Origin of the sequence: Streptomyces sp. CB02056 (genome assembly GCF_001905545.1) — a bacterium.
GTDB lineage: Bacteria > Actinomycetota > Actinomycetes > Streptomycetales > Streptomycetaceae > Kitasatospora.
This window is the reverse complement of record NZ_LIPD01000018.1, coordinates 56,315-81,234: the sequence shown is the minus strand read 5'-3', so window position 1 is coordinate 81,234 and position 24,920 is coordinate 56,315. Positions and strand designations below refer to the sequence as shown.

The 24,920-nt window shown below is 74.1% G+C and carries 18 protein-coding genes; 14 read left to right on the top strand and 4 right to left on the bottom strand.

The window, feature by feature from the left end:
• Window positions 1–14 precede the first annotated feature (14 nt).
• The 8 genes from AMK13_RS35360 to AMK13_RS35325 all read left to right on the top strand — a co-directional run bounded on the left by AMK13_RS35360 (window position 15) and on the right by AMK13_RS35325 (window position 9,991).
• On the top strand, window positions 15–383 hold the full coding sequence (locus AMK13_RS35360) for a DUF742 domain-containing protein (protein ID WP_074005682.1): 369 nt from the start codon (window positions 15–17) through the stop codon (window positions 381–383).
• A complete protein-coding gene (locus AMK13_RS35355; RefSeq protein WP_079272797.1) occupies window positions 364–1,188 on the top strand; it encodes a GTP-binding protein in 825 nt (274 codons plus the stop codon). The genes AMK13_RS35360 and AMK13_RS35355 overlap by 20 nt, the downstream gene beginning before the upstream one ends.
• A complete protein-coding gene (locus AMK13_RS35350) occupies window positions 1,185–2,429 on the top strand; it encodes a cytochrome P450 (RefSeq protein ID WP_049653108.1) in 1,245 nt (414 codons plus the stop codon). Before AMK13_RS35355 ends, AMK13_RS35350 begins: the two co-directional genes overlap by 4 nt.
• A 147-nt stretch (window positions 2,430–2,576) precedes the next feature.
• Window positions 2,577–3,791 (top strand): cytochrome P450 family protein, encoded by a 1,215-nt coding sequence (locus AMK13_RS35345; RefSeq protein ID WP_049653107.1) that lies wholly within the window; start codon window positions 2,577–2,579, stop codon window positions 3,789–3,791.
• A gap of 348 nt (window positions 3,792–4,139) precedes the next feature.
• The gene (locus AMK13_RS35340; protein ID WP_241853170.1) at window positions 4,140–5,528 is read left to right on the top strand and encodes an ABC transporter substrate-binding protein; all 1,389 of its coding nucleotides are present in this window, start codon (window positions 4,140–4,142) and stop codon (window positions 5,526–5,528) included.
• Window positions 5,529–5,797: 269 nt separating this feature from the next.
• Entirely contained in the window at window positions 5,798–6,850 is a 1,053-nt protein-coding gene (locus tag AMK13_RS35335; protein WP_079272796.1) for a carbohydrate ABC transporter permease, read from the top strand.
• Window positions 6,847–7,857 (top strand): carbohydrate ABC transporter permease, encoded by a 1,011-nt coding sequence (locus AMK13_RS35330; protein WP_241853169.1) that lies wholly within the window; start codon window positions 6,847–6,849, stop codon window positions 7,855–7,857. Before AMK13_RS35335 ends, AMK13_RS35330 begins: the two co-directional genes overlap by 4 nt.
• Before the next feature lie 508 nt (window positions 7,858–8,365).
• Window positions 8,366–9,991, top strand: a complete 1,626-nt coding sequence (locus AMK13_RS35325) for a DUF4153 domain-containing protein (protein ID WP_107418947.1) — start codon at window positions 8,366–8,368, stop codon at window positions 9,989–9,991.
• A 154-nt stretch (window positions 9,992–10,145) separates the two neighbouring features.
• Here AMK13_RS35325 and AMK13_RS35320 read toward each other — a convergent pair whose 3' ends face one another.
• Window positions 10,146–11,693, bottom strand: a complete 1,548-nt coding sequence (locus AMK13_RS35320; protein WP_049653101.1) for an MFS transporter — start codon at window positions 11,691–11,693, stop codon at window positions 10,146–10,148.
• 425 nt (window positions 11,694–12,118) lie between these two features.
• On the opposite strand from AMK13_RS35320, the gene AMK13_RS35315 reads away from it, so the two are divergent.
• The 3 genes from AMK13_RS35315 (at window position 12,119) to AMK13_RS35305 (ending at window position 14,307) form a co-directional block, all read left to right on the top strand.
• On the top strand, window positions 12,119–12,724 hold the full coding sequence (locus AMK13_RS35315) for a TetR/AcrR family transcriptional regulator (RefSeq protein ID WP_074005680.1): 606 nt from the start codon (window positions 12,119–12,121) through the stop codon (window positions 12,722–12,724).
• 129 nt (window positions 12,725–12,853) lie between these two features.
• Window positions 12,854–13,552 (top strand): ribonuclease HII, encoded by a 699-nt coding sequence (locus tag AMK13_RS35310; RefSeq protein ID WP_049653099.1) that lies wholly within the window; start codon window positions 12,854–12,856, stop codon window positions 13,550–13,552.
• A 101-nt stretch (window positions 13,553–13,653) separates the two neighbouring features.
• The gene (locus tag AMK13_RS35305) at window positions 13,654–14,307 is read left to right on the top strand and encodes a hypothetical protein (protein ID WP_074005679.1); all 654 of its coding nucleotides are present in this window, start codon (window positions 13,654–13,656) and stop codon (window positions 14,305–14,307) included.
• Window positions 14,308–14,453: 146 nt separating this feature from the next.
• On the opposite strand, the gene AMK13_RS35300 is transcribed toward AMK13_RS35305, so the two are convergent.
• Window positions 14,454–15,173 (bottom strand): hypothetical protein, encoded by a 720-nt coding sequence (locus AMK13_RS35300; RefSeq protein ID WP_380719014.1) that lies wholly within the window; start codon window positions 15,171–15,173, stop codon window positions 14,454–14,456.
• Window positions 15,174–15,535: 362 nt separating this feature from the next.
• A complete protein-coding gene (locus AMK13_RS35295; protein ID WP_107418950.1) occupies window positions 15,536–17,731 on the bottom strand; it encodes a RecQ family ATP-dependent DNA helicase in 2,196 nt (731 codons plus the stop codon).
• Between the two features lie 229 nt (window positions 17,732–17,960).
• Between AMK13_RS35295 and AMK13_RS35290 the strand changes: the two genes are divergently transcribed.
• Window positions 17,961–19,526 (top strand): DUF4192 domain-containing protein, encoded by a 1,566-nt coding sequence (locus AMK13_RS35290; RefSeq protein WP_074005676.1) that lies wholly within the window; start codon window positions 17,961–17,963, stop codon window positions 19,524–19,526.
• 34 nt (window positions 19,527–19,560) lie between these two features.
• Here AMK13_RS35290 and AMK13_RS35285 read toward each other — a convergent pair whose 3' ends face one another.
• Window positions 19,561–20,874, bottom strand: a complete 1,314-nt coding sequence (locus AMK13_RS35285; protein WP_074005675.1) for an alpha/beta fold hydrolase — start codon at window positions 20,872–20,874, stop codon at window positions 19,561–19,563.
• 762 nt (window positions 20,875–21,636) lie between these two features.
• On the opposite strand from AMK13_RS35285, the gene AMK13_RS35280 reads away from it, so the two are divergent.
• Window positions 21,637–23,763, top strand: coding sequence for an amylo-alpha-1,6-glucosidase (locus AMK13_RS35280; protein ID WP_241853172.1), 2,127 nt, complete (start codon window positions 21,637–21,639; stop codon window positions 23,761–23,763).
• Between the two features lie 191 nt (window positions 23,764–23,954).
• The gene (locus tag AMK13_RS35275; RefSeq protein WP_074005708.1) at window positions 23,955–24,713 is read left to right on the top strand and encodes an NUDIX hydrolase; all 759 of its coding nucleotides are present in this window, start codon (window positions 23,955–23,957) and stop codon (window positions 24,711–24,713) included.
• Window positions 24,714–24,920 lie beyond the last annotated feature (207 nt).

The window sequence follows — 24,920 nt, the reverse complement described above, 5'->3', positions numbered from 1 at the left end:
AGCGAGGTGGGCGCATGAGTCCGGGGCCGGTGCTGCCGGGCCGCGACGACGACCCGGACCGTCTCTACACCATCACCCGGGGCCGCAGCCGTTCCCCGGAGAACGCCTTCGACCTGGTGACCCTGATCGTCGCCGAGCGGCGGCCGGCGCCCGGGATGCAGTCGGAGCACGCCCGGATCCTGCGGATGTGCGAGGCCCCGACCGCCGTGGTGGAGGTGGCGGCGGAACTGGCGCTGCCCGTCTCGGTGGTGAAGATCCTGCTCGGCGACCTGCTGGAGTCCGGGGCGGTCACCGCCCGCCACCCCCGGTTCGCGCCGAACAAGGCCCGGCTGCCCGACCTCGACACGCTGAAGCAGGTGCTGCATGGCCTTCAACAGCTCTGACGTCTCGGCCGCCGGCGGCGTCCGGACCGCTGTGGAGGCCCGGCCCGCCGGCGCCGTTCAGGCTGCCGCTGACGTCCGGCCCGCCGGTGCGCGCACCCCGCTGCGGGCGACGGCCGACAACGCGCTGAAGATCGTCGTGGTCGGCGGCTTCGGGGTGGGCAAGACCACCCTGGTCGGCTCGGTCAGCGAGATCCGTCCGCTGAACACCGAAGAGGTGATGACCAAGGCGGGCGAGGGCATCGACCCGGCCGGCGCCTGGGGCAAGCGCTCCACCACGGTCGCCTTCGACTTCGGCCGGATCACCCTTTCCGAGCGCCAGGTGCTGTACCTGTTCGGCGCGCCCGGGCAGGAACGTTTCTGGTTCCTCTGGGACCGCCTGTTCAGCGGCGCCCTGGGCGCGGTCGTCCTGGTGGACACCCGGCGCCTGGAGGACTCCTGGTACGCCATCGACCGGCTGGAGCACCACGGCACGCCGTTCATCGTGGCCCGCAACAACTTCGGCGAGCCGGGCCACACCCTGGAGCAGGTCCGCGAGGCGCTGGACCTGCCGGCCGAGGTGCCGCTGGTGGACTGCGACGCGCGCGACCGCGAGTCCGGCAAGCGGGTGCTGATCGCCCTGGTCCACCACCTGGCCGCCCTGGCCGGGGCCGACGAGGCCGCCCTGGTCGGTGCCGACGGAGCCGTCCTGGCCAGTGCCGACGGAGGCGTCCCGGCCGCTGCCGCCGGGGAGGACGAGACGGCCCCCGCCGCGCGGCCAGCCCCGGCCGGGCCCCGCACCGCGATCTACGAGGAGAGCACCCCGTGACCGAGCCCGCCGCCACCCCGCCCCCGGGCTGCCCGGCGCACGCCGGCGCCACGCCGCTGTACGGGCCGCGCTTCCAGACCGACCCGTCCCAGCTCTACCGCGAGCTGCGCGCCGCGCACGGCCCGGTCGCCCCGGTCGAGCTGGCCGGCGGCGTGCCCGCCTGGCTGGTCATCGGCTACCGCGAGCTCCAGCAGGTGACCGGCCGGCCGCAGCTGTTCGGCCGCGACTCCAGCCGCTGGCACGCCTGGGCGACGCTGCCCGCCGACTGGCCGCTGAAGCCGATGATGGCCCCCGTCCCCTCGATCCTCTACGCCGAGGGCGAGGAGCACGTCCGGCGTTCGCGCGCGGTCACCGACGCGCTGGCCGGGATCGACCCGTACGAGCTGCGCAAGCACGCGGAGGAGATCGCCGACGGCCTGATCGACGAGTTCGCCGGGCGCGGCGAGGCAGACCTGGTCGCCGAGTACGCGCACCGGATGCCGCTGCTGGTGCTGTGCCGGGTGCTCGGCCTGGACGAGGAGCAGGCGCCGCAGCTGATCGCGGCGCTGCTGGCCATGCTGGACGGCGGCCCGGACGCGCCGGCCGGCGCCCAACGGCTGCTGGAGCTGATGCTCGCGCTGGTCGAGGAGAAGGCCGAGTACCCGGGCGCCGACGTCGCCTCGCGGATGCTGGCGCACCCGGCCGGGCTGACCCACGACGAGGTGATGCGCGACCTGCGGGTGCTGCTGATCGCCGGCCACCAGCCGAGCTCGTACTGGATCTCCAACACGCTGCGGCTGATGCTCACCGACGAGCGGTTCGCGGCCTCGCTGGCCGGCGGCCGGCGCAGCATCAGCCAGGCGCTGAACGAGGCGCTCTGGGAGGACACCCCGACCCAGATCTTCGCCGGACGCTGGGCGGTCCGCGACACCCAGGTGGGCGGCCAGCGGATCGGCGAGGGGGACATGGTCCTGCTCGGCATCGCCGGGGCCAACGCCGACCCGGCCGTCCGGCAGCCGGACGGCCGCCCGGCGGAGGGCAACCGGGCGCACCTGAGCTACTCGTACGGCGAGCACGGCTGCCCGTTCCCGGCCCAGGAGGCGGCCGAGGTGATCGCCACCACCGCGATCGAGGTGCTGCTCGACCGGCTGCCGGACCTGCGGCTGGCGGTGGCCGAGCACGCGCTGGTGTGGCGGCCGTCGGCCTGGGTGCGCGGGCTGGTGGCGCTGCCGGTCTCGTTCACCCCCGGCCACCCGGCCTGATCCACCCGCACCCGCCGTTCGAAAGAGCCGCGAAACCCCTCGAACGCCCTCGAAACCTCCGAAAGGCTTCGGCTGTTTTCGAACGGCTTCGAACGGCTTCGAAAGGATTCGAGAGAGCTTCTCCAGAGCTTCGAAAGAGAGACGTCGATGACCGCTGCCCCGGCCCGAATCGCCCTCGACCCGCTGGCCCGCGACAACGCGGCCGAGGGCGCCCTGCTGCGGGCCGCCGGCCCGGTGGTGCCGGTCGAACTGCCCGGCGGGGTCGCCGCCTGGGCGGTGACGCGGCACGCCGCCGCACGTGACCTGCTCACGGACGCCCGGCTCGTGAAGGACGCCGCGCACTGGGCGGCCTACCAGCGCGGCGAGGTCCCGAAGACCTGGCCGCTGATCGGCCTGGCGGTGCCCGGCCCGAGCATGGTGACCACCGACGGGGCCGAGCACCGCCGGCTTCGGGCGCTGGTCGCGCAGGCCTTCACCCCGCGCCGGGTGGAGCTGATGCGGCCGCGCGTCGAGGAGATCACCCACGCGCTGCTGGACGCCCTGGCGGCGGGCGAGCCGCTGGTGGACCTCAAGACGGCCTTCGCCTTCCCGCTGCCGATGACGGTGATCTGCTCGCTGCTGGGCGTACCGGAGTCGGACCACGGCCTGCTGCGCGACCTGTACGAGCGGTTCTTCGGCATCAAGCCGAACCCGGAGGGCATCCAGGCGACCGTCGCCGGGCTGAACGCCTTCGTCAACGGCCTGGTGGCGCAGCGCCGTTCGGCTCCCGGCGAGGACCTGGCGAGCGTGCTGCTGGCGGCCGACACGGAGGGCGGGGCGCTGAGCGACGCGGAGGCGGCGGCCACCCTGCGGGTGATCATCGCGGCCGGCCACGAGACGACGGTGAACCTGATCGGCAACGCGGTGCGGGCCCTGCTGGCCCACCCGGACCAGCTGGAACTGGTGCGTTCGGGACAGGTGTCCTGGGACGCGGTGGTGGAGGAGTCGCTCCGCTGGACACCGCCGACCAGCAACTTCCTGTTCCGGTTCGCCGCCGAGCCCATACCGGTCGGCGAGGTGGTGATCCCGGCCGGTGAACCGGTGCTGGTCTCGTACAACGCGATCGGCCGCGACCCGCTCCAGCACGGGGTGACCGCCGAGGTCTTCGACATCACCCGGGACCCGTCCCGCCACCTGTCCTTCGGCCACGGCCCGCACGTCTGCCCGGGCTCCCCGCTGGCCCGACTGGAGGCGGGGGTCGCGCTGCCCGCGCTGTTCGAGCGCTTCCCGGGGCTGTCGCTCGCGGTGCCGGACGTGGACCTGAGGCCGAGCCCCTCGCTGGTGGTCAACAGTCTGCTGGAGCTGCCGGTCCGGCTCTTCTGACGTTCGGTCATATCGCAAGGCCCCGGCTGGATTTGCGGCGGATGTCCGGTTGGATGTCCGGCTGAACGTCCGGTCGGGGCCTTCGGCTTCCGGTCGCGGGTCACGGTCGGGACACCGGCTTGTGAAGGTCGAACGGGGAACTTGGCGGGGGGGCGGCGGCTGCGTTAACGTCTTCGATCAGTCCGGCCGCCGTCCGCTCGTGATCCCGCTCGTGATCCCGCTCCGCGAATCCGTTCCGCGATTCCGTTCCCGTGAACCTGTCCGCGATCCCCGTGTAGGCCCATCTCCGGTACAGCGCAATGTCGTTCAGCCCACCGTCGGCAGCATGCCCTGGCGAGGAGAACCGCATTGATCCTCAACCCGACCGCGCCGCAATCGAGTTCCCGCCGCCGTCTGGCCGCCGTGCCCGTCCTGGTGGCGGCACTGGCGCTGACCGCGGCCTGCTCCAACAGCTCCGGCGGTTCGGGTGGCGGCGGAGGCGGATCGGCCGCCTCGCTGTCCGGCGACTGCGCCAGGTACCAGCCGTACGCCGGACACTCGGGCGCCACCGTGACGATGTTCGCCTCGATCCTGAGCCCGGAGTCGGACAACCTGGAGAAGTCCTGGGCCGAGTTCAGCAAGTGCACCGGGATCAGGATCAGCTACGAGGGCTCGAACGACTTCGAGTCCCAGCTGCCGGTCCGGGTCTCCGGCGGCAACGCCCCGGACTTCGCGATCATCCCGCAACCGGGCCTGCTGGCGCAGATGGTGAAGAGCGGCAAGGTGGTGAAGCCGCCCGCCCAGACCGTTGCCAACCAGGACAAGTGGAGCCCGATCTGGAAGACGTACGGCTCGGTCAACGGCACCTACTACGCGGCCCCGATGAGCGCCAACATGAAGTCCCTGGTCTGGTACTCGCCGAAGGCCTTCACGGCGGCCGGCTACGACGTGCCCAAGACCTGGACCGACCTGATGGCGCTCAGCGACCGGATCGCCAAGGCCGGGGGCGCCAAGCCGTGGTGCGGCGGCATCGCCTCCGGGACGGCCACCGGCTGGCCGGCCACCGACTGGCTGGAGGAGGTGGTGCTCGGCTCGTACGGCGGCGAGGTGTACGACCAGTGGGTCGGCCACCAGGTGAAGTTCTCCGACCAGAAGATCACCACCGCGATGAAGACGGTCGCCGACTGGATGCAGAACCCGGCCTGGGTCAACGCGGGCTTCGGTGACGTGAAGTCGATCGCCACCACCACCTTCCAGGACGCGGGCACGCCGATCCTGAGCGGCAAGTGCCTGATGCTCCAGCAGGCCTCCTTCTACGAGGCGCAGTGGCCCAAGGGCACCAAGGTCGGCCCGGACGGGGACGTCTTCGCCTTCCACCTGCCCGCGGTGAACCCGTCGGTCGCCAACCCGGTCGAGGGCGGCGGCGAGTTCCTGGCGGCCTTCTCCGGGCGGCCCGAGGTGCAGGCGGTGCAGAACTACCTGTCCAGCTCGGACTGGGCGAGCAGCCGGGTGAAGACCGCGAGCGGCTGGGTCTCGGCCAACCAGGGCGTGGACAAGAGCCTCTACACCGACCCGATCGACAAGCTGTCGGCGGAGGCGCTGACGGACCCGTCGGCCACCTTCCGATTCGACGGCTCCGACCTGATGCCGGCCGCCGTGGGCGCCGGGCAGGAGTGGAAGTCGCTGACCGCCTGGTTCGCCGAGGGGCAGTCGATCCAGAAGACCGCCGCCGACATCGACGCCGCCTGGCCGCAGTAGCCGGGCCGTCCGTCCTGCTCGGTTCCGGGGCTGGTTCCGGGGCTGCTCTCGGAGCCGGAGCCGGAGCCGGAGCCGAAGCCGGAGTTGGAGTCGGAGTTGGCCCTGGCCCCGGTTTCGGTCCTGGGCCCGGCGCCGGCCTCCGGGGCCGACACCGAGGAGCCGGTTCCCGGGGGTCGGGCACACCGAGGACCACCTGTCGAGGGCGGTGCGGGGCCACCCACCCGCACCGCCCGCCCCCCTTCCCACCACACCCGAAGGGAAGCGCAGCCATGTCCGTAACCGGATTCCCGTCACCCGTCGCCGAATCGGCCGCCGGGAGGCTGGTCGCCGAGAACCTCGCGGCCGGCTCCTGGAACGACGCGGCGGTCAAGTTCGGCAACACCTTCGGCGCCGTCGCGGGCTTCCTGGGCATCCTGCTGGTGGTCTTCCTGGCCGCCGGTCGGGCCCGGGGCCGCCTGGCCCGACCGCTGGCGGTCGCGGTGTTCCTCGGCCCGGCGGTGCTGTTGCTGGCCGTCGGCCTGGTCGTGCCGCTGGTCCGCACGGTCTACCTCAGCCTCCAGAACGACGACGGCACCCGGTTCGTCGGCGGTGAGAACTTCGGCTGGGCCCTCACCTCCGACTCGGTGCAGAAGGTGCTGGTCAACACGCTGCTCTGGCTGGTGGTCGCGCCGCTCGTGGCGACCGGGCTGGGGCTGGTGCTGGCGCTGCTGGTCGACCGGATGCGCGGCCAGTCGGTGTACAAGTCGCTGATCTTCATGCCGATGGCGATCTCGCTGGTCGGCGCGTCGATCATCTTCAAGTTCGTCTACGAGTCGCGCGGGCCGGGCCAGCCGCAGATCGGCCTGCTCAGCCAACTCGCCGTCGCCGTGGGCTGGGACGATCCGCCGAACTGGCTGCTCTCGCAGCCGCTGAACACCTTCCTGCTGATGGCGGTGATGGTCTGGGTGCAGACCGGCTTCGCGATGGTGGTGCTGTCGGCGGCGATCAAGGCGATCCCGGACGAGGTGGTGGAGGCGGCCCGGCTGGACGGCGCGAGCGGGGTGCGGCTGTTCTGGTACGTCACCGTGCCGATGATCCGCACCACGGTGATGGTCGTACTGACCACCGTCATGATCATCACCCTGAAGGCCTTCGACATCGTCCGCACCATGACCGGCGGCAACTTCGGCACCCAGGTGCTGGCCAACGAGATGTACTCGCAATCCTTCGTGCAGTTCAACTCCGGCCGGGGCAGTGCCCTCGCGGTGCTCCTCTTCCTCGCGGTGCTGCCGCTGGTGGCCTACAACATCGTGCAGCTGCGGAAGGAGCGTGAGGTCCGGTGACCGGGACGGGCGGCCGGGAGCGGCCGGCGGAGTCGGTGCGGCCGGTGCCGCCGGTGCGGCCGGTGAAGGCGGCACGGTCGGTGCGGCCGGTGAAGTCGGCGCGGTCGGTGCCGCCGGTGCGGAAGGCCTTCAGCAGTCCGCTGGCCTCGGTGTTCGTGATCGCGATGACGGTCCTCTGGACGATCCCGACGCTGGGCCTGCTGGTGACTTCTCTGCGCCCCAAGCAGGATGTGACAGCCAGCGGGTGGTGGAACGCCTTCCTCCATCCGGACCTCGGCCTCGGCAACTACCACTCGGTGCTGTTCGAGGGCGGGTCCGGCGCCTCCACCGGCCTGATGCCCTTCCTGGTCAACTCGCTGGCGATCAGCGTCCCGGCGACGGTCTTCCCGCTGGCACTGGCGGCGATGGCGGCGTACGCGCTGGCCTGGGTGCGGTTCCGGGGGAGCGACGCGGTCTTCTTCACGGTGTTCGCGCTCCAGGTGGTGCCGCTCCAGATGGCGCTCATCCCGCTGCTCCGGCTGTTCGCCGGCGGTGCGCACCTGGGCTCGCTGACGCTGATCCCAGCGGTGGACCTCAAGGGCAGCTACGCACCGGTCTGGCTGGCGCACACCATGTTCGCGCTGCCGCTGGCGGTGTTCCTGCTGCACAACTTCATCGCCCAGCTGCCGCGCGACCTGATGGAGGCCGCGGTGGTGGACGGCGCCTCGCACTTCAAGATCTTCCGCTCGATCGTGCTGCCGCTGTGCACCCCGGCGCTGGCCTCGTTCGCGATCTTCCAGTTCCTGTGGGTCTGGAACGACCTGCTGGTGGCGCTGACCTTCGCGGGCGGCACACCGGAGGTGGCGCCGATGACGGTGCGGCTGGCGCAGCTGTCCGGCTCCCTCGGCGGGCGCTGGGAGCTGCTCACGGCCGGGGCGTTCCTGTCGATCATCGTTCCGTTGATCGTCTTCTTCAGCCTCCAGCGCTACTTCGTCCGGGGGCTGCTGGCCGGATCGGTGAAGGGGTAGCCAGGGGAGTCCTGTGGTGGTGAGGGCATTCTGAACACGTTCGAAACTGATTTTTGAACTTGTTCAGAATGGTCTACAGTCGGCAGCGGCCGGGCGCTGAGCGCGCCGGTCCGCGGACCGCCCGATGGGTGGCGTCCGCATGCCTGCTGACCACTGAGGGGGACTCATGCCGGGCCCGTCCACGCCTGCCCCGTCCGATTCGCCCGGTCCGACCGAGTCGGCCGACTCGACCTCGCCGGGGTCGACTGAGTCGCTCGATCCGACTGGGTCACCTGACTCGACTGGGTCGCCCGACTTGATCGCGCCGGGGGCGACTGGATCGTCCGACTTGACTGAGTCGCCCGACCTGACCGGGTCGCCCGATCTGGTCGCGCCGGGGTTGACCGAGTCTCCTGACCTGACTGGGGCACCCGACCTGACCGGGTCGCCCGATCCGGTCACGCCGGGATCGACTGGGTCACCCGACCCGACCAGGTCGCCCGATCCAGTCGCGCCGGGTCCGACCCAGTTGTCCAACCCGTACGACGCGTTCGACCCGTACGGTCCGTACCGCCCGGCGGGCACCCACCCGCAGAGCAGGCCGGGCCCGGGCCGGGCGCCCGGCGTGGCCGTGCCCTCGCCCCCCGCGTGGCTGGCCCCCAGTGCCCCCGAGCGCCGGGCGGGGGCCACCCCCAAGATCCTCTTGGCGGCCCTGCTCACCGGCCTGCTGACGGCCTGGCTGCTCTACGACGGCCTGGGGCCCAACCTGCTGCTGCTCGGCTCCGCCACCGCCGTCGGGGCGGGGATCGCCGCCCGGACGGCCGGGCGCCGGATCCGGCCCTGGACGGCGGTGTGGAGCCTGCTCGCCCTCGCCCTGCTCGCCGTCCCGGCCCGGTGGGACGCCGGCTGGCCCGCGGTGCCGGCCGTGGTCGGCGCGCTGGCGCTGGCCTCGCTGGCCCTGCACGGCGGCCGTCGCTGGCCGGGTGTGCTGTTCCCGCTGCCCGGCATCGTGTGGCAGCTGGTGTCCTCGGTGGTCTGGGTCTGGGAGAGCATGGACCGGCGGCCGCTGCCCGGCCGCGACCGGATCGTCCCGGTGCTCAAGGCGCTCGGGGTCGCCGCCGCCCTGCTGACCGTCTTCGGCCTGCTGTTCGCCAGCGCCGACGCCGCCATGGCGGATCTGCTGGGCGGTCTCAGTCCGGATCTCGACCTCGACCAGCTCCCGGGGCGCGGCGCGCTGTTCGTGCTCGGAACGGTGACCGTGCTGGGCTTCGCGCACATGGCCGCCGGCCCGCGCCGCTGGGACCGTACGGTGATCCGGCCGGGCCGGGAGCGGCGGCGGCTGGAGTGGGCGCTTCCGCTGATCGGGCTGAACCTGATGTTCGGTGTCTTCGCGGTGATCCAGGCCGTGGTGGTGCTCGGCGGAGCGGACGCCGTGCTGAGCAACACGGGGATGAGCCGCTCCGAGTACGCCCGGCAGGGCTTCTGGCAGCTGAGCGTGATCACCGTGCTGACGCTGGTCGTGGTGGCGGTCGCCAACCGCTGGGCGCCGCGCACCACCGTGGCCGACCGCCGGGTGGCGCGGATCCTGCTCGGGCTGCTCTGCCTGCTGGCGTTGGCCGTGGTGGCCTCGGCGCTCGGCCGGATGTGGTTCTACGTGGATGCCTCCGGGCTCACCCGGCTGCGGCTCTGGGTGCTGGTGGTCGAGGTCTGGCTGGGTGCCGTCTTCCTGCTGCTGATCGCCGCCGGGCTGACCCGCCGTGCCGGTTGGCTGCCGCGCGTCGTCGTCCTCAGCGGGATGCTCACCGTCGCGGTCTACGGCCTGATGGGCCCGGACGCGATCGTCGCCGAGCAGAACGTCACCCGGTACGAGCAGGCCCTGCGGGACGACCCGCGCGCCGCGGCCATCGACCTGCGCAACGTCCGCGGGCTCTCGGCGGACGCGGTACCCGCCCTGGACCGGCTCCCCGAGCCGCAGCGGAGCTGTGCGCTGCAGCTGATCGGGCAGCGCCTGGGGGCGGAGTCGAAGCCCTGGTACGCGACCAACCTCGCGGCCGCCCGGGCCCGGGAGATCCTGGCGGAGCGGCCGCGGGTCGACTCGAGGACGGTCGGCCGTACGGCCTGCGATCAGGCGGGGCTGGCGTACGAGGCCTGGTAGACCGCCCGAGGGTGGAGGCGGGGGCCGCGGACAGCGGTAGGGCCGGCCGGGAGCGTGCTGCTCCCGGCCGGCCCTTGGCGTCGTGCGGCGCCGGTCCGTCACCTACGGCGTCGGCGCGCGGTGGTGGCGTCGGCGCACGGTGACGGTGACGGTGTCAGTGCATCGCGACTGCGGAGGAGCCGCTCGGCAGGTCGCTGGCCTTGGCCTTGATCACGAAGACCGCGACGAGCAGGGCGACCGCCGCGAGCGCGGCGCCCACGATGAAGCCGTGCGAAATGCCCTGGGTGAGCACGGTGTTCGCGGCGTCGGTGCCCTGCGGGAACTCGTGGTGCTGCTGGAGGTAGGCCAGCTGCTCAGGCTTCGCGCTCTCCATGAACTTCGGCAGCTGCACAGCGGCCTCCGCCGTGGCGTAGTGCGCGAAGACCGTGGTCAGGATCGACAGGCCGAGTGAACCGCCGATCTGCTGCATCGAGTTGAGCAGGCCGGAGGCGGCGCCGGTCTCCTCGCCCGGGACGCCCGCGACCGCGAGCAGCATCACCGGGACGAAGATCAGACCCATGCCGAAGCCGAACACCACCGTGGGGCCGAGGACCCCGTCCAGGTAGCCGCTGTCCTTGCTCATCTGGGTCAGCCAGGTGAGGCCGACGGTGACCAGCAGTGCGCCGCCCGCCATGAAGGGCTTCGGGCCGTACTTGGCCTGGAGGTTGGAGGCGATCTGCGCGGCGATGATGATCGCGACGCTGATAGGGAGGAAGGAGACGCCGGCCTTCAGCGGGCTGTAGCCGAGCGGACCCTGCACGAACAGCACGACGTAGAAGAAGATGCCGAACATGGCCGCCGCCAGGCAGAGCATCATCACCAGGCCGCCGGTGCGGTTGCGGTTGGCGAACAGGTGCATCGGGGTGATCGGCTGGTCGGTGCGGCTCTCGACCACGAGGAAGGCGGCGAGCAGGATCGCGCCGGCGGCGAAGGAGCCGAGCGTGATGCCGTCCGACCAGCCGTCCGAGGCGGCCCGGATGAACCCGTAGACCAGGCCGACGAGGCCGAGCGTCGAGGTGAGGGCGCCGGGGAGGTCGAAGCGGCCCGGGTGGCGCTCGGACTCGGCGATGTGGCGCGGCGCGGCGATCGCGATCAGGATGGCGATCGGCACGTTGACGAAGAACACCCAGCGCCAGTTCAGGTACTCGGTGAGCAGACCGCCGGCCAGCAGGCCGATCGCTGCGCCGGAACCCGCCACCGCCGAGAACACGCCGAACGCGCGGTTGCGTTCCGGTCCCTCGTCGAAGTTGGTGGCGATCAGGGCGAAGGCGGTCGGGGAACAGATCGCGCCGCCGATGCCCTGGAGCGCGCGGGCGGCCAGCAGCAGGCTGCTGTCCTGCGCGAAACCACCGAGCAGTGAGGCCAGGCCGAACAGCAGGGTGCCGAAGATGAACACCCTTCGGCGGCCGAGGATGTCACCCGCGCGACCGCCGAGCAGCAGCAGCCCGCCGAAGGTCAGGGTGTAGGCGTTGATGACCCACGACAGGTCGGTGGTCGAGAAGCCCAGGGCGTCCCTGATGTGCGGCAGCGCGATGTTCACGATGGTCGCGTCGAGGACCACCATGAGCTGGGTGGCGGCGATGACGGTCAGGGTGATGCCCTTGCCCCGCCCCTGGTTCGTCCGCGGTGGTGGGTTTTTGCTGAGCGTGTCGGAGATAGCCACGAATGTGCCCCCTGCTGGCTATGTGCTCGGTGGTGCGGGGCCGGCGGAGTCGCCGGTCCGGGCATGGCACTGCGCCCTTGCGCAGGCCGAGAAGGAACGGGATCGTTCACTAGGCGGGACGATATCCTGGCCGTGATTGTGAACGCAAGCGTTCCTTAAGGGTGGTGGCGATGGAGCGGTTGGTGCGACGCCTGGTGGCGGACCGGTCCGGTCGGTCGCCGGGTGGTTCGGCGGGGCCGGCGCCCGGAGAGGCGGCTGTTCGGCCTGAGGTCCTCCGGCCTGAGGTCCTCCGGCCTGAGGCCGTGCGGTCCGGGGCTGTCCGGTCCGGGGCCGTTCGACCGGGGGAGGAGGGCGTCGGGGTGGCGCCAGGGGGGTCGGGCGCCGGGTCGGGCTCGGGGCCGGGTGGCGAACCGGGCTTCTGTCCGGTGCGGGCCGCCCGCCAGGCGCTGACGCGGCCGGCGCGGCGCCGGGGGAAGGAACTGGAGAACGCGATCTTCGAGGCCGCCCTCGACCAGCTCACCTCCGGCGGATACGCGCGGCTCACCATGGAAGGGGTCGCCGGCGCGGCGCGGACCGGGAAGGCCGCGCTCTACCGGCGCTGGGCATCCAAGGACGAACTTGTCATCGACGCCCTGGACGCCACTCTTCCACGCCCTTACGACACCCCCGACCTCGGGTCCGCGCGTGACGAACTCCACCGGCTCATCGAGGGGTTCACGCAGGCGATGGCCTCCCCGACGGGCTCCGCGCTCAACGCGCTGATGGGCGAGATCGACCAGGAGCGGGCCGAGGTCTTCAAGGCCTTCATCACCGACCGGGTCATCGAGCCGACCGCGCGGACCATCCTGGAGATCCTGCGTCGCGGTGCCGAGCGCGGCGACGTCCGGCTCGGTGCGGCCACCCCGCTGGTGGCCGACGTCATTCCGGCGATGCTGCTCTACCAGGTCAAGATCCGCGGGCTGGAGAACATGGGGCCGGGGTTCGCCGGTCGGCTGGTGGACGAGGTGCTGGAGCCGATGATTCGGGCCTGAGGCGGTCGCTGCCGGGCCCGGGGGCTGCCGGACCCGGCGCCTCCCCCGGACCCCTCCCTCCCGGGAGGCGGATTCGGCGGTCGTGAGCGGGCTTAGGCTGGAGGCTGCCCCCGCTGAACGGATTACGCCATGCCCATCGTCCCCCCGACGCACTCCGTCGAACGCTCGCTCCGCCGGGCCGGCGCCAAGATCGTCGTCGGTCTCGACGAGGTCGGGCGCGGCGCCTGGGCCGGGCCGGTCACCGTGGGCGCGGCCGTCACCGGTCTGCGCAAGGCGCCGGAAGGGCTGACCGACTCCAAGCTGCTCACCGAGCTGCGCCGTCGCGCGCTCGCACCCGTCCTCGCCGACTGGGTCACCGCGTACGCGCTCGGGCAGGCCACCCCGCAGGAGTGCGACGAGCTCGGTATGACGGCGGCGCTGCGCCTGGCCGCCGTCCGCGCGCTGGAGGCGCTGCCGGTCGAACCCGACGCGGTGATTCTGGACGGCAAGCACGACTACCTCGGTGGACCCTGGCGGGTGCGCACGGTGATCAAGGGCGACCAGTCCTGTATCTGCGTCTCCGCCGCCTCGGTGCTCGCCAAGGTCCACCGCGACGGCCTGATGGCCGAACTGGGCGAGGGGTGCCCGGACTACGGCTTCGCCGACAACGCCGGCTACCCGTCCCCGGTGCACCGTGCCGCGCTGGAGGAGTTCGGCCCCACCGAGCACCACCGGCTCTCCTGGGCGTACATGGACGGACTGCCGAAGTGGCGCCATCTCAAGCGCGTTCGGGAGGGTGCGGGCGACGGCCAGGGGTCCGCCGACGAACAGTTGACGCTCGGTTTCTGACGGTCCGTCTGGAATTGCCCCGGGAGGGGGCGGCAGGAGGCCGGTGCCCAAGGGGTGGGGTGCCCGTGCGCGTCCGACCGGCATTTGATAGATATCCGGGTATGCCTGTCTTCCCCGAGGAGCCGGAGATTCACGAGAGCCTCCCGGGCCCCGGCGTTCCCTTCCTCCGCGAGTCGGACGCACAAGCCCCCGCCACCGCACCCACCACCGTCGTCGCCCCGGCTCCGGTGCCCGGACCCCGTCCGGCGCCCCCGCGCCCGGCCCCGCCGCGCGCCGCCCGTCCGGGCCCGCCGCAACTGGTCCCCAAGCCCGGGCCGGCACCGCGCCGCCCGGCCCCCGCCGAACCGCGGGTGGAGGTCCAGCGGATCGCCGCCACCCCGGCACAGGCGGTGGAGCGCGCCGACGACGCGGTCGACCTGCTGCTGGAGTCCGGCCGCAACCCGGGCGACATCCTGGTGCTGACGGTCGGCGAAGCGCACCCCTGGCAGCAGCACGAGCTGTCCTTCGGTGAGGAGCGCTACTGGGCGCAGCTCGCCGAGGGCGGGGACGTGTTCTACGCGGACGCCGCGCTGACCCGTCCGGTCCGTCGCGAGGTGGTCGTCCTGGTGGTCAACGGCGGACCGTCCGCCCGGGTCGCCGAGGCGTACGCCAGGGCGCTCGACCACGCGACCGCGCTGCTGGTGGTCTGCGGCGACGCCGGCCCGGCCGCGAGGGGCGCGGCCGGAACCACGCCGGGCCGCCCGGGCAAGGCCTGACCACAGCCGTCCACTTCGGGCCCGGCGCCGCCGTACGGTGCCGGGCCCGAGGTCCGTTCCGCGGCCCCCGGTGGCTGACGGCCGTTGCCGACGGCCGTTGCCGAAGGCCGGTGTTGACGGCCTGACGGCCGAGGGCTGCCGCGGACTCAGCGCGTGCCGGTGCGGCGGGTCGGTTCGGCTGCCGCGGCCCGCGTCGCGGTCCACGGGGGATCGGACTGCGGGGAGCGCGCCGTGTCCTCGCCGCGCTTGGCCTGGTCGGCCGCCAGCAGGCGGGTCCGCTGGCCGCGCGGGGCCTCCAGCGCCGAACGCGGCGGCAGTTCCGTCACGGTGTGCACCGGCCCCTCGGCCCAGGAGCCCGAGTGCGGCTTGCGCCCGCCCCGACCGTCCCCGAGGACCTGCCAGCCCGCCGGGGTGAGTCCGATGTACGCCCCGCAGCGCAGTCCGTGCAGTGCGGACGCGTCCCGCAGCGCCCACATCCAGGCGCCGTCCTGCGCCGTCCAGCCGGGTGCGCCGTCGCGGCAGCGCAGCAGTAGGGCCGTCCGGGTCGGCTCGGGCAGTCGCAGGTCGTGCGGGATGATCCGGCGCAGGTTCGCCAGCAGCGCGTTGCGGTGCTGCCATCCGTCGGTGTCGTGCGGCCAGGGGGTGAACGAGGCCGAGGCGGCGAGGTGGTGGAGCGCGTCCAGGACGGCGACCACGACGGTGCCCGGCTGGGGCAGGTGGCGCTGGTGCAGTTCCACGACGAACTCGCGCGGGTCGCGCAGCAACGGGATCCCCGAGGCGGTCCAGGTCTCCAGGTCCAGCACCCGTCTGGGTTCCGGGCTCCCGGAGAAGGGATTCTGACCTCGGCCGATACCGTTGATCACGATCCTCCTTCCTGGCCCGTGGGCAGGCGGGTGCCTGGGTACGCCGAAGGGCGGGTCCAGCGGACCGGATTTCGGGTACCCCCAATTCTCGGGGCATCGGGGGCGGAGCGGCAACGATGAAATGATGAACGCCATCCGATAGCCCATGGTCTGCCGGATATGTTCCACAGTCGCCCGAACGCCGTGGAGGTGCCGCCGAGCCTTGATCCACAACGCCCGGAGGGCAGGGTGAGCCGTCATCGGCACGGTGACCACTCCTTTCTCGGGCCGTTCGACGGGTGTGATCGAAATCGCTTCGCTTGATCCTTTCTGTTGGGCCATTCGAGTGAACGAGAGGGCTCCTCCGCCGGTTTTCCGGCGTCGGGTCACCCCTGCACGGCCAGTACCAGCGGCAGCACCGCACTCGCCCCCGCCCGGCGCAGCAGCCGGGCGGCCACGGTGACCGTCCACCCCGAGTCGACGAGGTCGTCCACCAGCAGCACCGGCCCACCGGCTGCCGCCACCGCCTGCTCGACCTCCGGTGGCAGGACCAGCGCGCCGGCCAGCGAGTGCAGCCGCTGGGCGCTGTTGCTGCGGGCGCCGTGCGGGGGCAGCCCGCCGACGTACTCGATCCGGCCGAGCAGCGGCAGCCGCCCGATCTCGGCGATCCGCGTGCCCAGGCTGCCGACCAACCGGGGCCTGGCCGAGGAGGCCATCGTCACCACGCCGACCGGCCGGTCCAGCCGGGCTCCCTCCGTGGTCGCGGGCCCGGCCCAACCGCCCGGACCGCGGGCCCAGTCGGCGAGCACCGCCACCAGGGCGTCCACCGCCTCGCCGGGCACCGGCACGTCCGGCGCCTGCTCGGCGAGCAGGGTGCGCAGCCGGTTGCCCCAGCCGATGTCGGACAGCCGGCCGAGCGCACGGCCGGTCTCCGCCTGCTCGCCCGCCGGGATCCGGCCCTTGAGCGGCACCCCGAGCGCGTCCATCCCGGTCGGCCAGAGCCGTCGGGGCTCGAAGCTCACGCCCGGGCGGCCGAGCGCGGCCCGGGCGGCGGCCAGCGCCTCGGCGGAGACGTCCGGGGTGTGCAGCGGCCCCGCGCAGTTGTCGCACCGGCCGCACGGCGCGGCCTCCTCGTCGTCCAGCTGGCGGCGCAGGAACTCCATCCGGCAGCCGGTGCCCGCCGCATAGTCGCGCATCGCCCGCTGCTCCGCCTCCCGGGAGGCAGCGACCTTGGCGTAGCGGGCGGTGTCGTACTCCCAGCTCTGGCCGGTGGCCGTCCAGCCGCCCTTGACCCGGCGGACGGCGCCGTCCACGTCGAGCACCTTGAGCATGGTCTCCAGCCGGGCCCGGCGCAGGTCCACCCGGGGCTCCAGGGCGGCGGTGGAGAGCGGCCGGCCGGCCTCGGCCAGCGCGTCGATGGTGCGGCGCACCTGATCCTCCGGGGGGAAGGCCAGCGAGGCGAAGTAGCGCCAGATCGCCTCGTCCTCGCGCCCGGGCAGCAGCAGTACCTCGGCCCGGTCCACTCCGCGCCCGGCCCGGCCGACCTGCTGGTAGTAGGCGATCGGCGAGCTGGGCGAGCCGAGGTGCACTACGAAGCCGAGGTCGGGCTTGTCGAAGCCCATGCCGAGCGCGGAGGTGGCGACCAGCGCCTTGACCCGGTTGGCCAGCAGGTCGGCCTCGGCGGTGCGGCGCTCGGCGTCCTCGGTGCGGCCGGAGTAGGAGGCCACCGGGAAGCCGCGTTCGCGCAGGAAGGCCGTCACCTCCTCGGCGGCGGCCACCGTCAGGGTGTAGACGATGCCCGAGCCGGGGAGCCGGTCGAGGTGGTCGGCCAGCCAGGCGAGGCGGTGCGCCGGGTCGGGCAGGGAGAGCACGCCCAGGGTGAGGCTCTCCCGGTCGAGCGGCCCGCGCAGCACCAGGGCGTGCTCGTCGGTGGTGCCGGTGCCGAGCTGCTCGGCGACGTCCGCGGTGACCCGGGCGTTGGCGGTGGCGGTGGTGGCCAGCACCGGGACGCCGGGCGGCAGGTCCGCGAGCATGGTGCGCAGCCGGCGGTAGTCGGGGCGGAAGTCGTGCCCCCAGTCCGAGATGCAGTGGGCCTCGTCGACCACGAGCAGGCCGGTGGAGGCGGCGAGCTCGGGCAGCACCTGGTCGCGGAAGTCCGGGTTGTTCAGCCGCTCGGGGCTGACCAGCAGGATGTCGACCTTCCCGTCGGCGACCTCCTCCTGGATCGCGGTCCACTCGTCGGTGTTGGCCGAGTTGATCGTGCGGGCCTGGATGCCGGCCCGGCCGGCCGACTCGACCTGGTTGCGCATCAGGGCGAGCAGCGGTGAGACGATCACCGTCGGCCCGGCGCCGCGGGCCCGGAGCAGGGCGGTGGCGATGAAGTAGACGGCGGACTTCCCCCAGCCGGTGCGCTGGACGACCAGGGCGCGGCGGTGGTCGACCACGAGGGCCTCGATGGCCGTCCACTGGTCCTCGCGCAGGGTGGCTCCGGGGCCGGCGAGCTCGCGCAGGACGGCCTCGGCCCGCGCCCGGACCTCGGCGCGGTCGGCGGTGGCGGTGGTGTGGATGTCGGGCTGCTGCATGGCGTCCATGTAACCCCGTACCGCCGACAAGCGACGAATGCCGGGGAGCGGAGACGGGGGAAGGCGGGGTGCATTTCATCCGCTGATCCGCTGAACGGCGGTCAAAATCCACTCGCGGGAGGGAGTGTCGCCTGCTCCGAATGAGTGAGGGAAAATTCGGGGGCGGAGTTATCCACAGGAAAAAAGTCGGTTCCGACATCGTTCGCGGATTGCGTCCACTCTTGCGGCCATGAACGCGATGAACAACGAACACGTCATTCTGTCCCTCGGACCGGCCTCCGACCACCGGCAGGTCGTCATGCGCGGCCCGGCCGACATGGCCGAGCTGCTTCCGTACTTCCTGGGCTTCTACCCCGACGACAGCATCGTCGCGGTGGGGCTCCACGGCCCCGGCCTGCACCAGGGCGGGGTGATCCGGGCGGACCTGCCGCGGTCGCCCGCGCAGTGGCCGGCCGCGGCGGAGGAGACGGCCGCCCTGCTGGTCGCGCTCTCCGAGCGGCACGGCGCCCGGCCGCTCCAGGTGCTCCTCTACCTCTGCCAGGACCGCGGTACGGCCCACGCCCCGCCGGTGGTGGACGGGCTGCGGCCGCTGGCGGAGGCCCTCCGGGCGGCCTTCGGGCGCCGGGGCGTGGCCGTCAAGGAGGCGCTGTGCGTCTCGGACGGCCGCTGGTGGTCCTTCCTCTGCCGCGGCGACGGGTGCTGCGACGCGGCGGGCAATCCGGTGCGGCGCAGCCCGGAGCCCGGTCCGGCGGCCGCCGCCGCGACGGTGGCCGGCCTGGTGCCGCGCGGCAGCCGCAAGGCCATCATCGGCGGGCTGGACCCGGTCGGTCCGCCGGCGGACGCCGCCCAGCGCGAGGCGCTCGCCCGGGCCGAGGCCGTGGACGCCCTCGCCAGGGAGCAGCGCCTCGCCCTGCTCGACCAGGCCTTCGCCGAGTTCCGGGCCGGAGCCAGGGAACTCGACGCGGACCGGACGGCCCAGCTGCTGCTCGCCCTGCGGGACCGCCTGGTGCGGGACCGCGGCGTCGAGTACGCCAGGCCCGACGAACTGGCCCCGGCCGAGCGGCTCTGGCGCTTCCTCGCCCGGCGGGCCGTGCCGCCGTACGAGGGCTGTGCGGTGGCCCCGCTCACCCTGCTGGCCTGGACGTCCTGGGTCGCCGGGGACACGGCGACGGCCCGGGTCGTGCTCGGGCACGTCCTGCGGCTCGCCCCGGGCTACCTGCTGGCCGAGCTGCTCTACGAGTCGCTCAACGACGGCATGACGCCCCAGGGGCTGCTGGCCGCCGTCGAGGCTCAGCGCCGGCGGCGCGAGGAGCCCGGGGTCGCCACGGTCCCGGGCGAGGAACCGCGGCCTCCGGCGGGCGGAGCGCCGAACGCCGAGGTGCCGCCGCCCGCCCAGGGGGCGCCCCTCCGCGACGACGCGGGTCCCGGGCCCGCCGCCCCGGGCGCCGACGAGCCCTCAGGTGAGCGGTACGGGCGGTCGGCCGGCGCGCGGCGGCACCGGCGTGGCGGTCGCCGGAAGGGCTCGTCCACGGCGTCGGTACCGACGGATCCGGGTCAGGGCGCCCCGGACGGCTCGGGAGGCCCGGAGCCGGACGGCGGTGGTGCCGGGGCGGTCGCCCTGCTGTCGGCGCCCGGACGGGCCGTGGCGCCCGGGCACGCCAGGGTGGCCGGGGAGCGGTTCGCCCGGGGCCTGCGGCTCGGCCGGGCGGCGGCCTGCGTGCCCGCCGCCCGGACCGGCCACCACCGCTGCCGGGGCGTCCGGCGGGCGGCGGGAGGAGGCCACCGTGCGCACTGAGCCGCTCCGCGCCGCGGCGCCGGCCCGAGGGTCGCTACGCCTCGCCGTGCGCCATCTTGATCAGGCGGTCCAGCACCGTGCCGCCGCTCATCCGAAGGCCGTCGTGCTCCCACTCGTTGGTGATCCAGGTCCGCAGGCCGCGCACCGCGCGGGCGGTCTCCACCGAGTCGGCGGTGTCCACGTACATGTCGTCGTGGTACACGGCCGCCACGACCGGCACGGTGTTGGTGGCCAGTCGCACCCGGTCGTACAGGTCGGGCCAGTCGGTGCGGGCGGCGAGCAGGTCCGCGGTCTCCTTCAGCGGGCGCAGCGCCGGGTCGGTGTCGAACATCCAGGGGTAGATCATCTCCCCGGTGAACAGCACCGGCGCGTCGGACTCCAGCGCGGCCCGGGCGTCGAACTGCGGGAACTCCTTGCGGACCCGCTCGGCCGCCCAGGCGGTGCCGCCCTGGTCCACCGACCGCTGGCCGTAGATCGACTCGTGCAGCACCGCGTAGAGCGGGCCGCCCGCGAAGGAGAGCTGGGCCTGGGCGCCGGCCAGGAAGGTATCGGAGAGCTCGGCCCCGGCCGCGCCCTCCACCCAGGCCTCCTCCAACAGGTAGTGCAGCGTGCCGGAGCCGTTGCCGCCGCCGAGCAGCATGCCGAGCGCCTGGAACGCCTCGACGGTGAGCAGCCCGCCGTCCGGCAGGGTCGCGGGGGAGTCGGCGAGGTGGGCCGCGATCCGGCGCACCGCCTGGACGTCCTGCGGGAACCGGGCGTAGTGGCCCTCGTTCTTGCCGACCACCCGCGGGTAGGCGGCGCGGTAGACGTCGTCGGCCGAGCTGCCGAGGCCGGAGAGGCCACCAGTGATGAAGGCCTCGGTCAGGCCCTCGGGGGCGATGGAGAGGTAGGTGAGGGTGCAGAAGCCGCCGAAGCTCTGGCCCAGCACGCTCCAGCGCCGGTCGGCGCCGAGCAGCCGCTCGCGGATCAGCTCGGCGTCCCGGACGATCGAGTCCGCGCGGAAGTGGGCCAGGTAGTCCGCCTGCTCCTGCGGACCACCGCGCCGGGCGAGGGTCTGCCGGGTCGCGGGGGTGGACCGCCCGGTGCCGCGCTGGTCGAGCAGGAGCACCCGGTAGTCGTCCAGGGCGCGCTCCAGCCAGGAGTCCCGGCCGAGCGGCCGGGCGGCCTTGCCGCCCGGCCCGCCCTGGAGGTAGACCAGCCAGGGCAGGTCGGCCCGCTCGCGGCCTGCGGCGACCACCTCGCGGGCGTACACCTCGATCTGCTCGCCCTGCGGGGCGGCGTGGTCGAGCGGCAGCTGGAACACGTGGTCGGTCGTGACAATCCCGGGCAGCCGGCTGATGGTGGACATGCAACTCCTCGGTCTCTGCTGGTCACAGCGATGGCGTCGCGGTTCACGGGGTCACCGGGTGCGGGGGCCGCGACCCCCGCACCGTATCCTGGCGGCGGTCGAGCACCGGTTCGACCGCCCCGTCCGTCCGACCGGTCGGCCGACCCCGGCCGACGACCGCCCCGAGCGGGCCCGACGGAGGCCCGCAAGACGAGTGCCGGCCCCGGATCGCGGACGGTGACGCGCCCGCGCGGAGGCCCCGGTGACGTTCCGACAGAAGCTGTACGGCCGCCTGGCAGAACCGTCCCGACCAGCGGCGCAGCGGCGGGGCGTGACCTGGTGGCGGTGCGCGGCGTTCACTCCGGGGGTCTCCGCCCGGTTCGGGCGGGCCGATCACCGGGCGGTGCGGACCCGAGCGCCCGGACACCGGCAGCCGTCGGCGGCCGCGTGCGGCACCATGACCGGTGGCCACCAGGGGGCCGAGCGTCACGGCGGGTGCGGGCCGCGGGGGAAGGGCGTCACCGGCCGACCGGGCCGCCGGACCTGACGGCGTGCCGGGCCACGGCGAGGGGCCCCGGGAACGAAGGCGCGGCGCGCCGGTACCGGCCCGGTACCGAGCACCGCATGGCACGACCCGTCACCGGGTACGGCCAGAAACGGCACACCCGCCGACGGGACGGCCCCGCCGGCCCGGCATCATCAGCACGCGATCGAGCATGCTCGCGGCCCACCGGCCTGACCCGGCCACCGGACCGCCGAGGGGAGGAGAGTCCGGTGACCGCCATGAGGCCACCACAGGCCATGCCGGCCGAGAGCGTGGTCGGCGCGCCGCCCAGGCCGGTGGGCCGCCACGACCAGGCCCCGGCAGCCGGGCCCGCGGGCGCACCGCTCGGCCCGGGCCGAGCCGCGGCCCCGCCGCGGCCGCAGCCGCCCGCCGTCCACCATGCGGTGATCTGCGTCAACGCCCCGGCGATGGCCGCCTCCGGCCCCGACGGCCAGCTGCGCGGCCACGGCCTGCACGGCTTCTACCGCAACGGCGTCCGGGTGCTCGCCCGGATGGAGCTGCGGCTGGGCGGCATGGAGCCGCTGCCGCTCCAGGGCACCCTGACCAGCACCGCCCAGGCCCGCTTCCTCGGCGCCGTCCGCATCCCCGGCGACCTCGACCCGGATCCGGCACTCACCGTCGAGCGGCTGCGGCACGCGGACGGCGTGGAGACCGTGGTCGTGCGCAACACCGGTCCCCGGCCCGCCCGGCTGCCACTGGAGATAGCCCTCGGCACCGACCTCGGCCCGGTCGCCGAGATCGCGGCCGGGCACCGCCAGCCCGACCTGCCGGGGCAGGTGCAGTCCGCCGGACTGCGCTGGACGGGCCCGGTGCACAGCGCCGTCGTCAGCGCCCAGCCCTCCCCGCACGCCGTCCTGGCCGGCGCCGGCGTGCTCCGCTGGGACCTGGAGGTCCAGCCGGGCGCCCGCTGGTCGGTCGAGCTGCACACCGAGCTGGAGACCGCCGCCGGCGGCCCGCGCCCGCCGGGCGGCCGCGGCACCGGCGCACCACTGCCCTGGTCCGAGCCGGAGGTCCGCAGCGACGACACCCGGGCCGCCCCACTGGTCTCCCGCTCGCTGGACGCCCTCGGCGGGCTGCTGTTCGCCGACCCGGACCGCCCGACCGACCTCTACCCGGCCTCCGGAGCGCCCTGGCGCTTCGGCCTCGCCCCGGCCGACGCGCTCTGGGCCGCCCGGCTGACCCTGCCGCTCGGCACCCGGCTGGCGGCCGGCACCCTCCGGGCGCTGGCCCGCCGCCAGCAGCTCGCCCCCGCCCCGGGCCGCACCGAGGGCCTGCTGCCCGGCGCCCTGCGCCACGGCGGTCCCGAGCTGCCACCCACCTGCACGGCCACCGAGGCCACCCTGCTGTTCGTCACCGTGCTGGCCGAGGCCTGGCGCTGGGGCCTGCCCCCGGCGGAGGTCGCCGAGCTGCTGCCGACCGCCGAGCGGGCCCTGGCCGCCCTGCGGGAGGGTCTGGTCGACGGCTTCGTCACCGACCTGAGTCGCCCGGCAGAGGAGCGCTCCGCCCACCCGGTCGCCGCCCGCGCCGAGGTCCAGGCGCAGGCCCACCGCGCCGCCCTGCACGGGGCCGAGCTGCTGGAGGCCTTCGGTCGACCGGACGCCGAGGACTGGCGCGGCTGGGCCGCCGGGCTGCGCCGGCGCTTCCGCGAGCGGTTCTGGGTCGACGACCTCTCCGGCGGCCGCCCCGCGGCCGGGCTGGCGCCGGGCGGCCAGCCGCTGCCCGCCGTCGCCTCCTCCCTGGTGCACCTGCTGGACACCGGGCTCGCCGTCGACGGTGGCCGGAACGAGAGCCTGCTGGACCGCGAGCAGACCCGGCTGCTCGCCCAGCGCCTGGTCGCGCCGGAGCTGGACAGCGGCTGGGGCCTGCGCACCCTGAGCGCCAAGTCCCTCCGCTTCAACCCGCTGGGCCACCGCGGCGGTGCGGTGCGGGTCCATGAGACGGCGCTGGCGGTCGCCGGACTGGCCGAGGCCGGTCACGAGAACGAGGCCGGCACCCTGCTGGAGGGCCTGCTCGCCGCGAGCGCCCACTTCGAGGGGCGCCTGCCGGAGATGTACGCGGGGGAGCAGCGCACCCCCGGCTGCCCGCCGGTGCCGCACCCGGCCGCCTGCCGCCCGGCGGCGGTCTCCGCGGCCGGTGCCGTGCACGCGGTGTTCGCCCTCGCCGGGGTCCGGCCCGACGTCCCGGGCGGCCGGGTGCTGGTCCGCCCGGCCAGCACCGCACCGCTCGGCGAGCTGGAACTGACCGGTCTGCGGGTGGCGGGCGAGCCCTTCTCCGTCCGGGTGAGCCGGATCGGCGTGGCGATGGTGGAGGAGGCGTCCGAGGACCTGCAACTCGTCGCCCGCTGAGCCCGCCGCCGCCCGCCACCGCCCGTCCGGGCCCGGTGTCGGTGACACCGGGTCACCGGCACCGGTCCCGTCCGCTCCCGGCCCCGCCCGGCCCGTACACGAACCGCGCCGGGCCGGGCGGGGGCCACCGGCCAGGAGCGGCCACGCACGGGCCTGTGCTTATCGTCAGAGAGACGACTATGATCGTCGCCATGTCGCGCTACGATCCGTCGGCCTTCCCCCCGTTCGCTGTCACGGTTGACCTCGTGGTGCTGACGGTGCGCGACCACTCGCTCTGCGCCCTGCTGGTCAGACGAGGCGAGCCGCCGTTCCAGGGGTACTGGGCGCTGCCCGGCGGCTTCGTCCGCCCGGACGAGGGCCTGGCCGAGGCCGCCTCCCGTGAGCTGGCCGAGGAGACCGGCCTGCGCGCCCACACCGCCCCCGGCCAGGACGCGGTCGGCCCCGGTGCGGCCGGCGCCCACCTCGAGCAGCTCGCCACCTACGGCCACCCGCAGCGCGATCCCCGGATGCGCGTGGTCAGCGTCGCCTACCTGGTGCTCGCCCCCGACCTGCCGACGCCCCGGGCCGGCGGCGACGCCAGCGGCGCCCGCTGGGCCCCGGTCGGCGAACTCCTCGGGGAGAACCCGGCCGACGGCGTCCCGCTCGCCTTCGACCACGGCCTGATCCTCGCCGACGGTGTGGAACGCGCCCGCTCCAAGATCGAGTACTCCTCCCTCGCCACCGCTTTCTGCCCGGCCGAGTTCACCGTCGGTGAGCTGCGCCGGGTCTACGAGGCGGTCTGGGGCGTGGTGCTGGACCCGCGGAACTTCCACCGCAAGGTCACCGGTACCCCCGGCTTCCTGCTGCCCTCGGGCGGCACGACGACCCGTCAGGGCGGTCGCCCGGCCCAGCTGTTCACCGCCGGCGGTGCGACCGTCCTCAACCCGCCCATGCTCCGCCCGGAGTCCTGACCCCCGCGGGCCCTGTGCCCGGTCCTGTCCCCAGCCCTCCGCCAAGCCCTGCGCCAGGTCCGCCCGGACCCGGTACCGACCCGCCGTTGCGCGGCATCGGGTAGCCGAATGGCCTGGTCTGGCTGCGGACCCGGGGGCGTCGGCGCAGAGTGTCGGTGGACGCTCCGACCGCCCGGGCCGGAGGCCTCCGGCCCAGGGAGTCCCGCG

Bases quoted from the DNA above. Each gene is read 5' to 3' on its own strand.
- AMK13_RS35290 (WP_074005676.1), top strand. From the start codon at position 17,961: ATGAACGCGATGAACAACGAACACGTCATTCTGTCCCTCGGACCGGCC.
- AMK13_RS35275 (WP_074005708.1), top strand. From the start codon at position 23,955: ATGTCGCGCTACGATCCGTCGGCCTTCCCCCCGTTCGCTGTCACGGTT.
- AMK13_RS35310 (WP_049653099.1), top strand. From the start codon at position 12,854: ATGCCCATCGTCCCCCCGACGCACTCCGTCGAACGCTCGCTCCGCCGG.
- AMK13_RS35295 (WP_107418950.1), bottom strand. From the start codon at position 17,731: ATGCAGCAGCCCGACATCCACACCACCGCCACCGCCGACCGCGCCGAG.
- AMK13_RS35355 (WP_079272797.1), top strand. From the start codon at position 364: ATGGCCTTCAACAGCTCTGACGTCTCGGCCGCCGGCGGCGTCCGGACC.
- AMK13_RS35335 (WP_079272796.1), top strand. From the start codon at position 5,798: ATGTCCGTAACCGGATTCCCGTCACCCGTCGCCGAATCGGCCGCCGGG.
- AMK13_RS35345 (WP_049653107.1), top strand. From the start codon at position 2,577: ATGACCGCTGCCCCGGCCCGAATCGCCCTCGACCCGCTGGCCCGCGAC.
- AMK13_RS35280 (WP_241853172.1), top strand. From the start codon at position 21,637: ATGAGGCCACCACAGGCCATGCCGGCCGAGAGCGTGGTCGGCGCGCCG.
- AMK13_RS35360 (WP_074005682.1), top strand. From the start codon at position 15: ATGAGTCCGGGGCCGGTGCTGCCGGGCCGCGACGACGACCCGGACCGT.
- AMK13_RS35285 (WP_074005675.1), bottom strand. From the start codon at position 20,874: ATGTCCACCATCAGCCGGCTGCCCGGGATTGTCACGACCGACCACGTG.
- AMK13_RS35305 (WP_074005679.1), top strand. From the start codon at position 13,654: ATGCCTGTCTTCCCCGAGGAGCCGGAGATTCACGAGAGCCTCCCGGGC.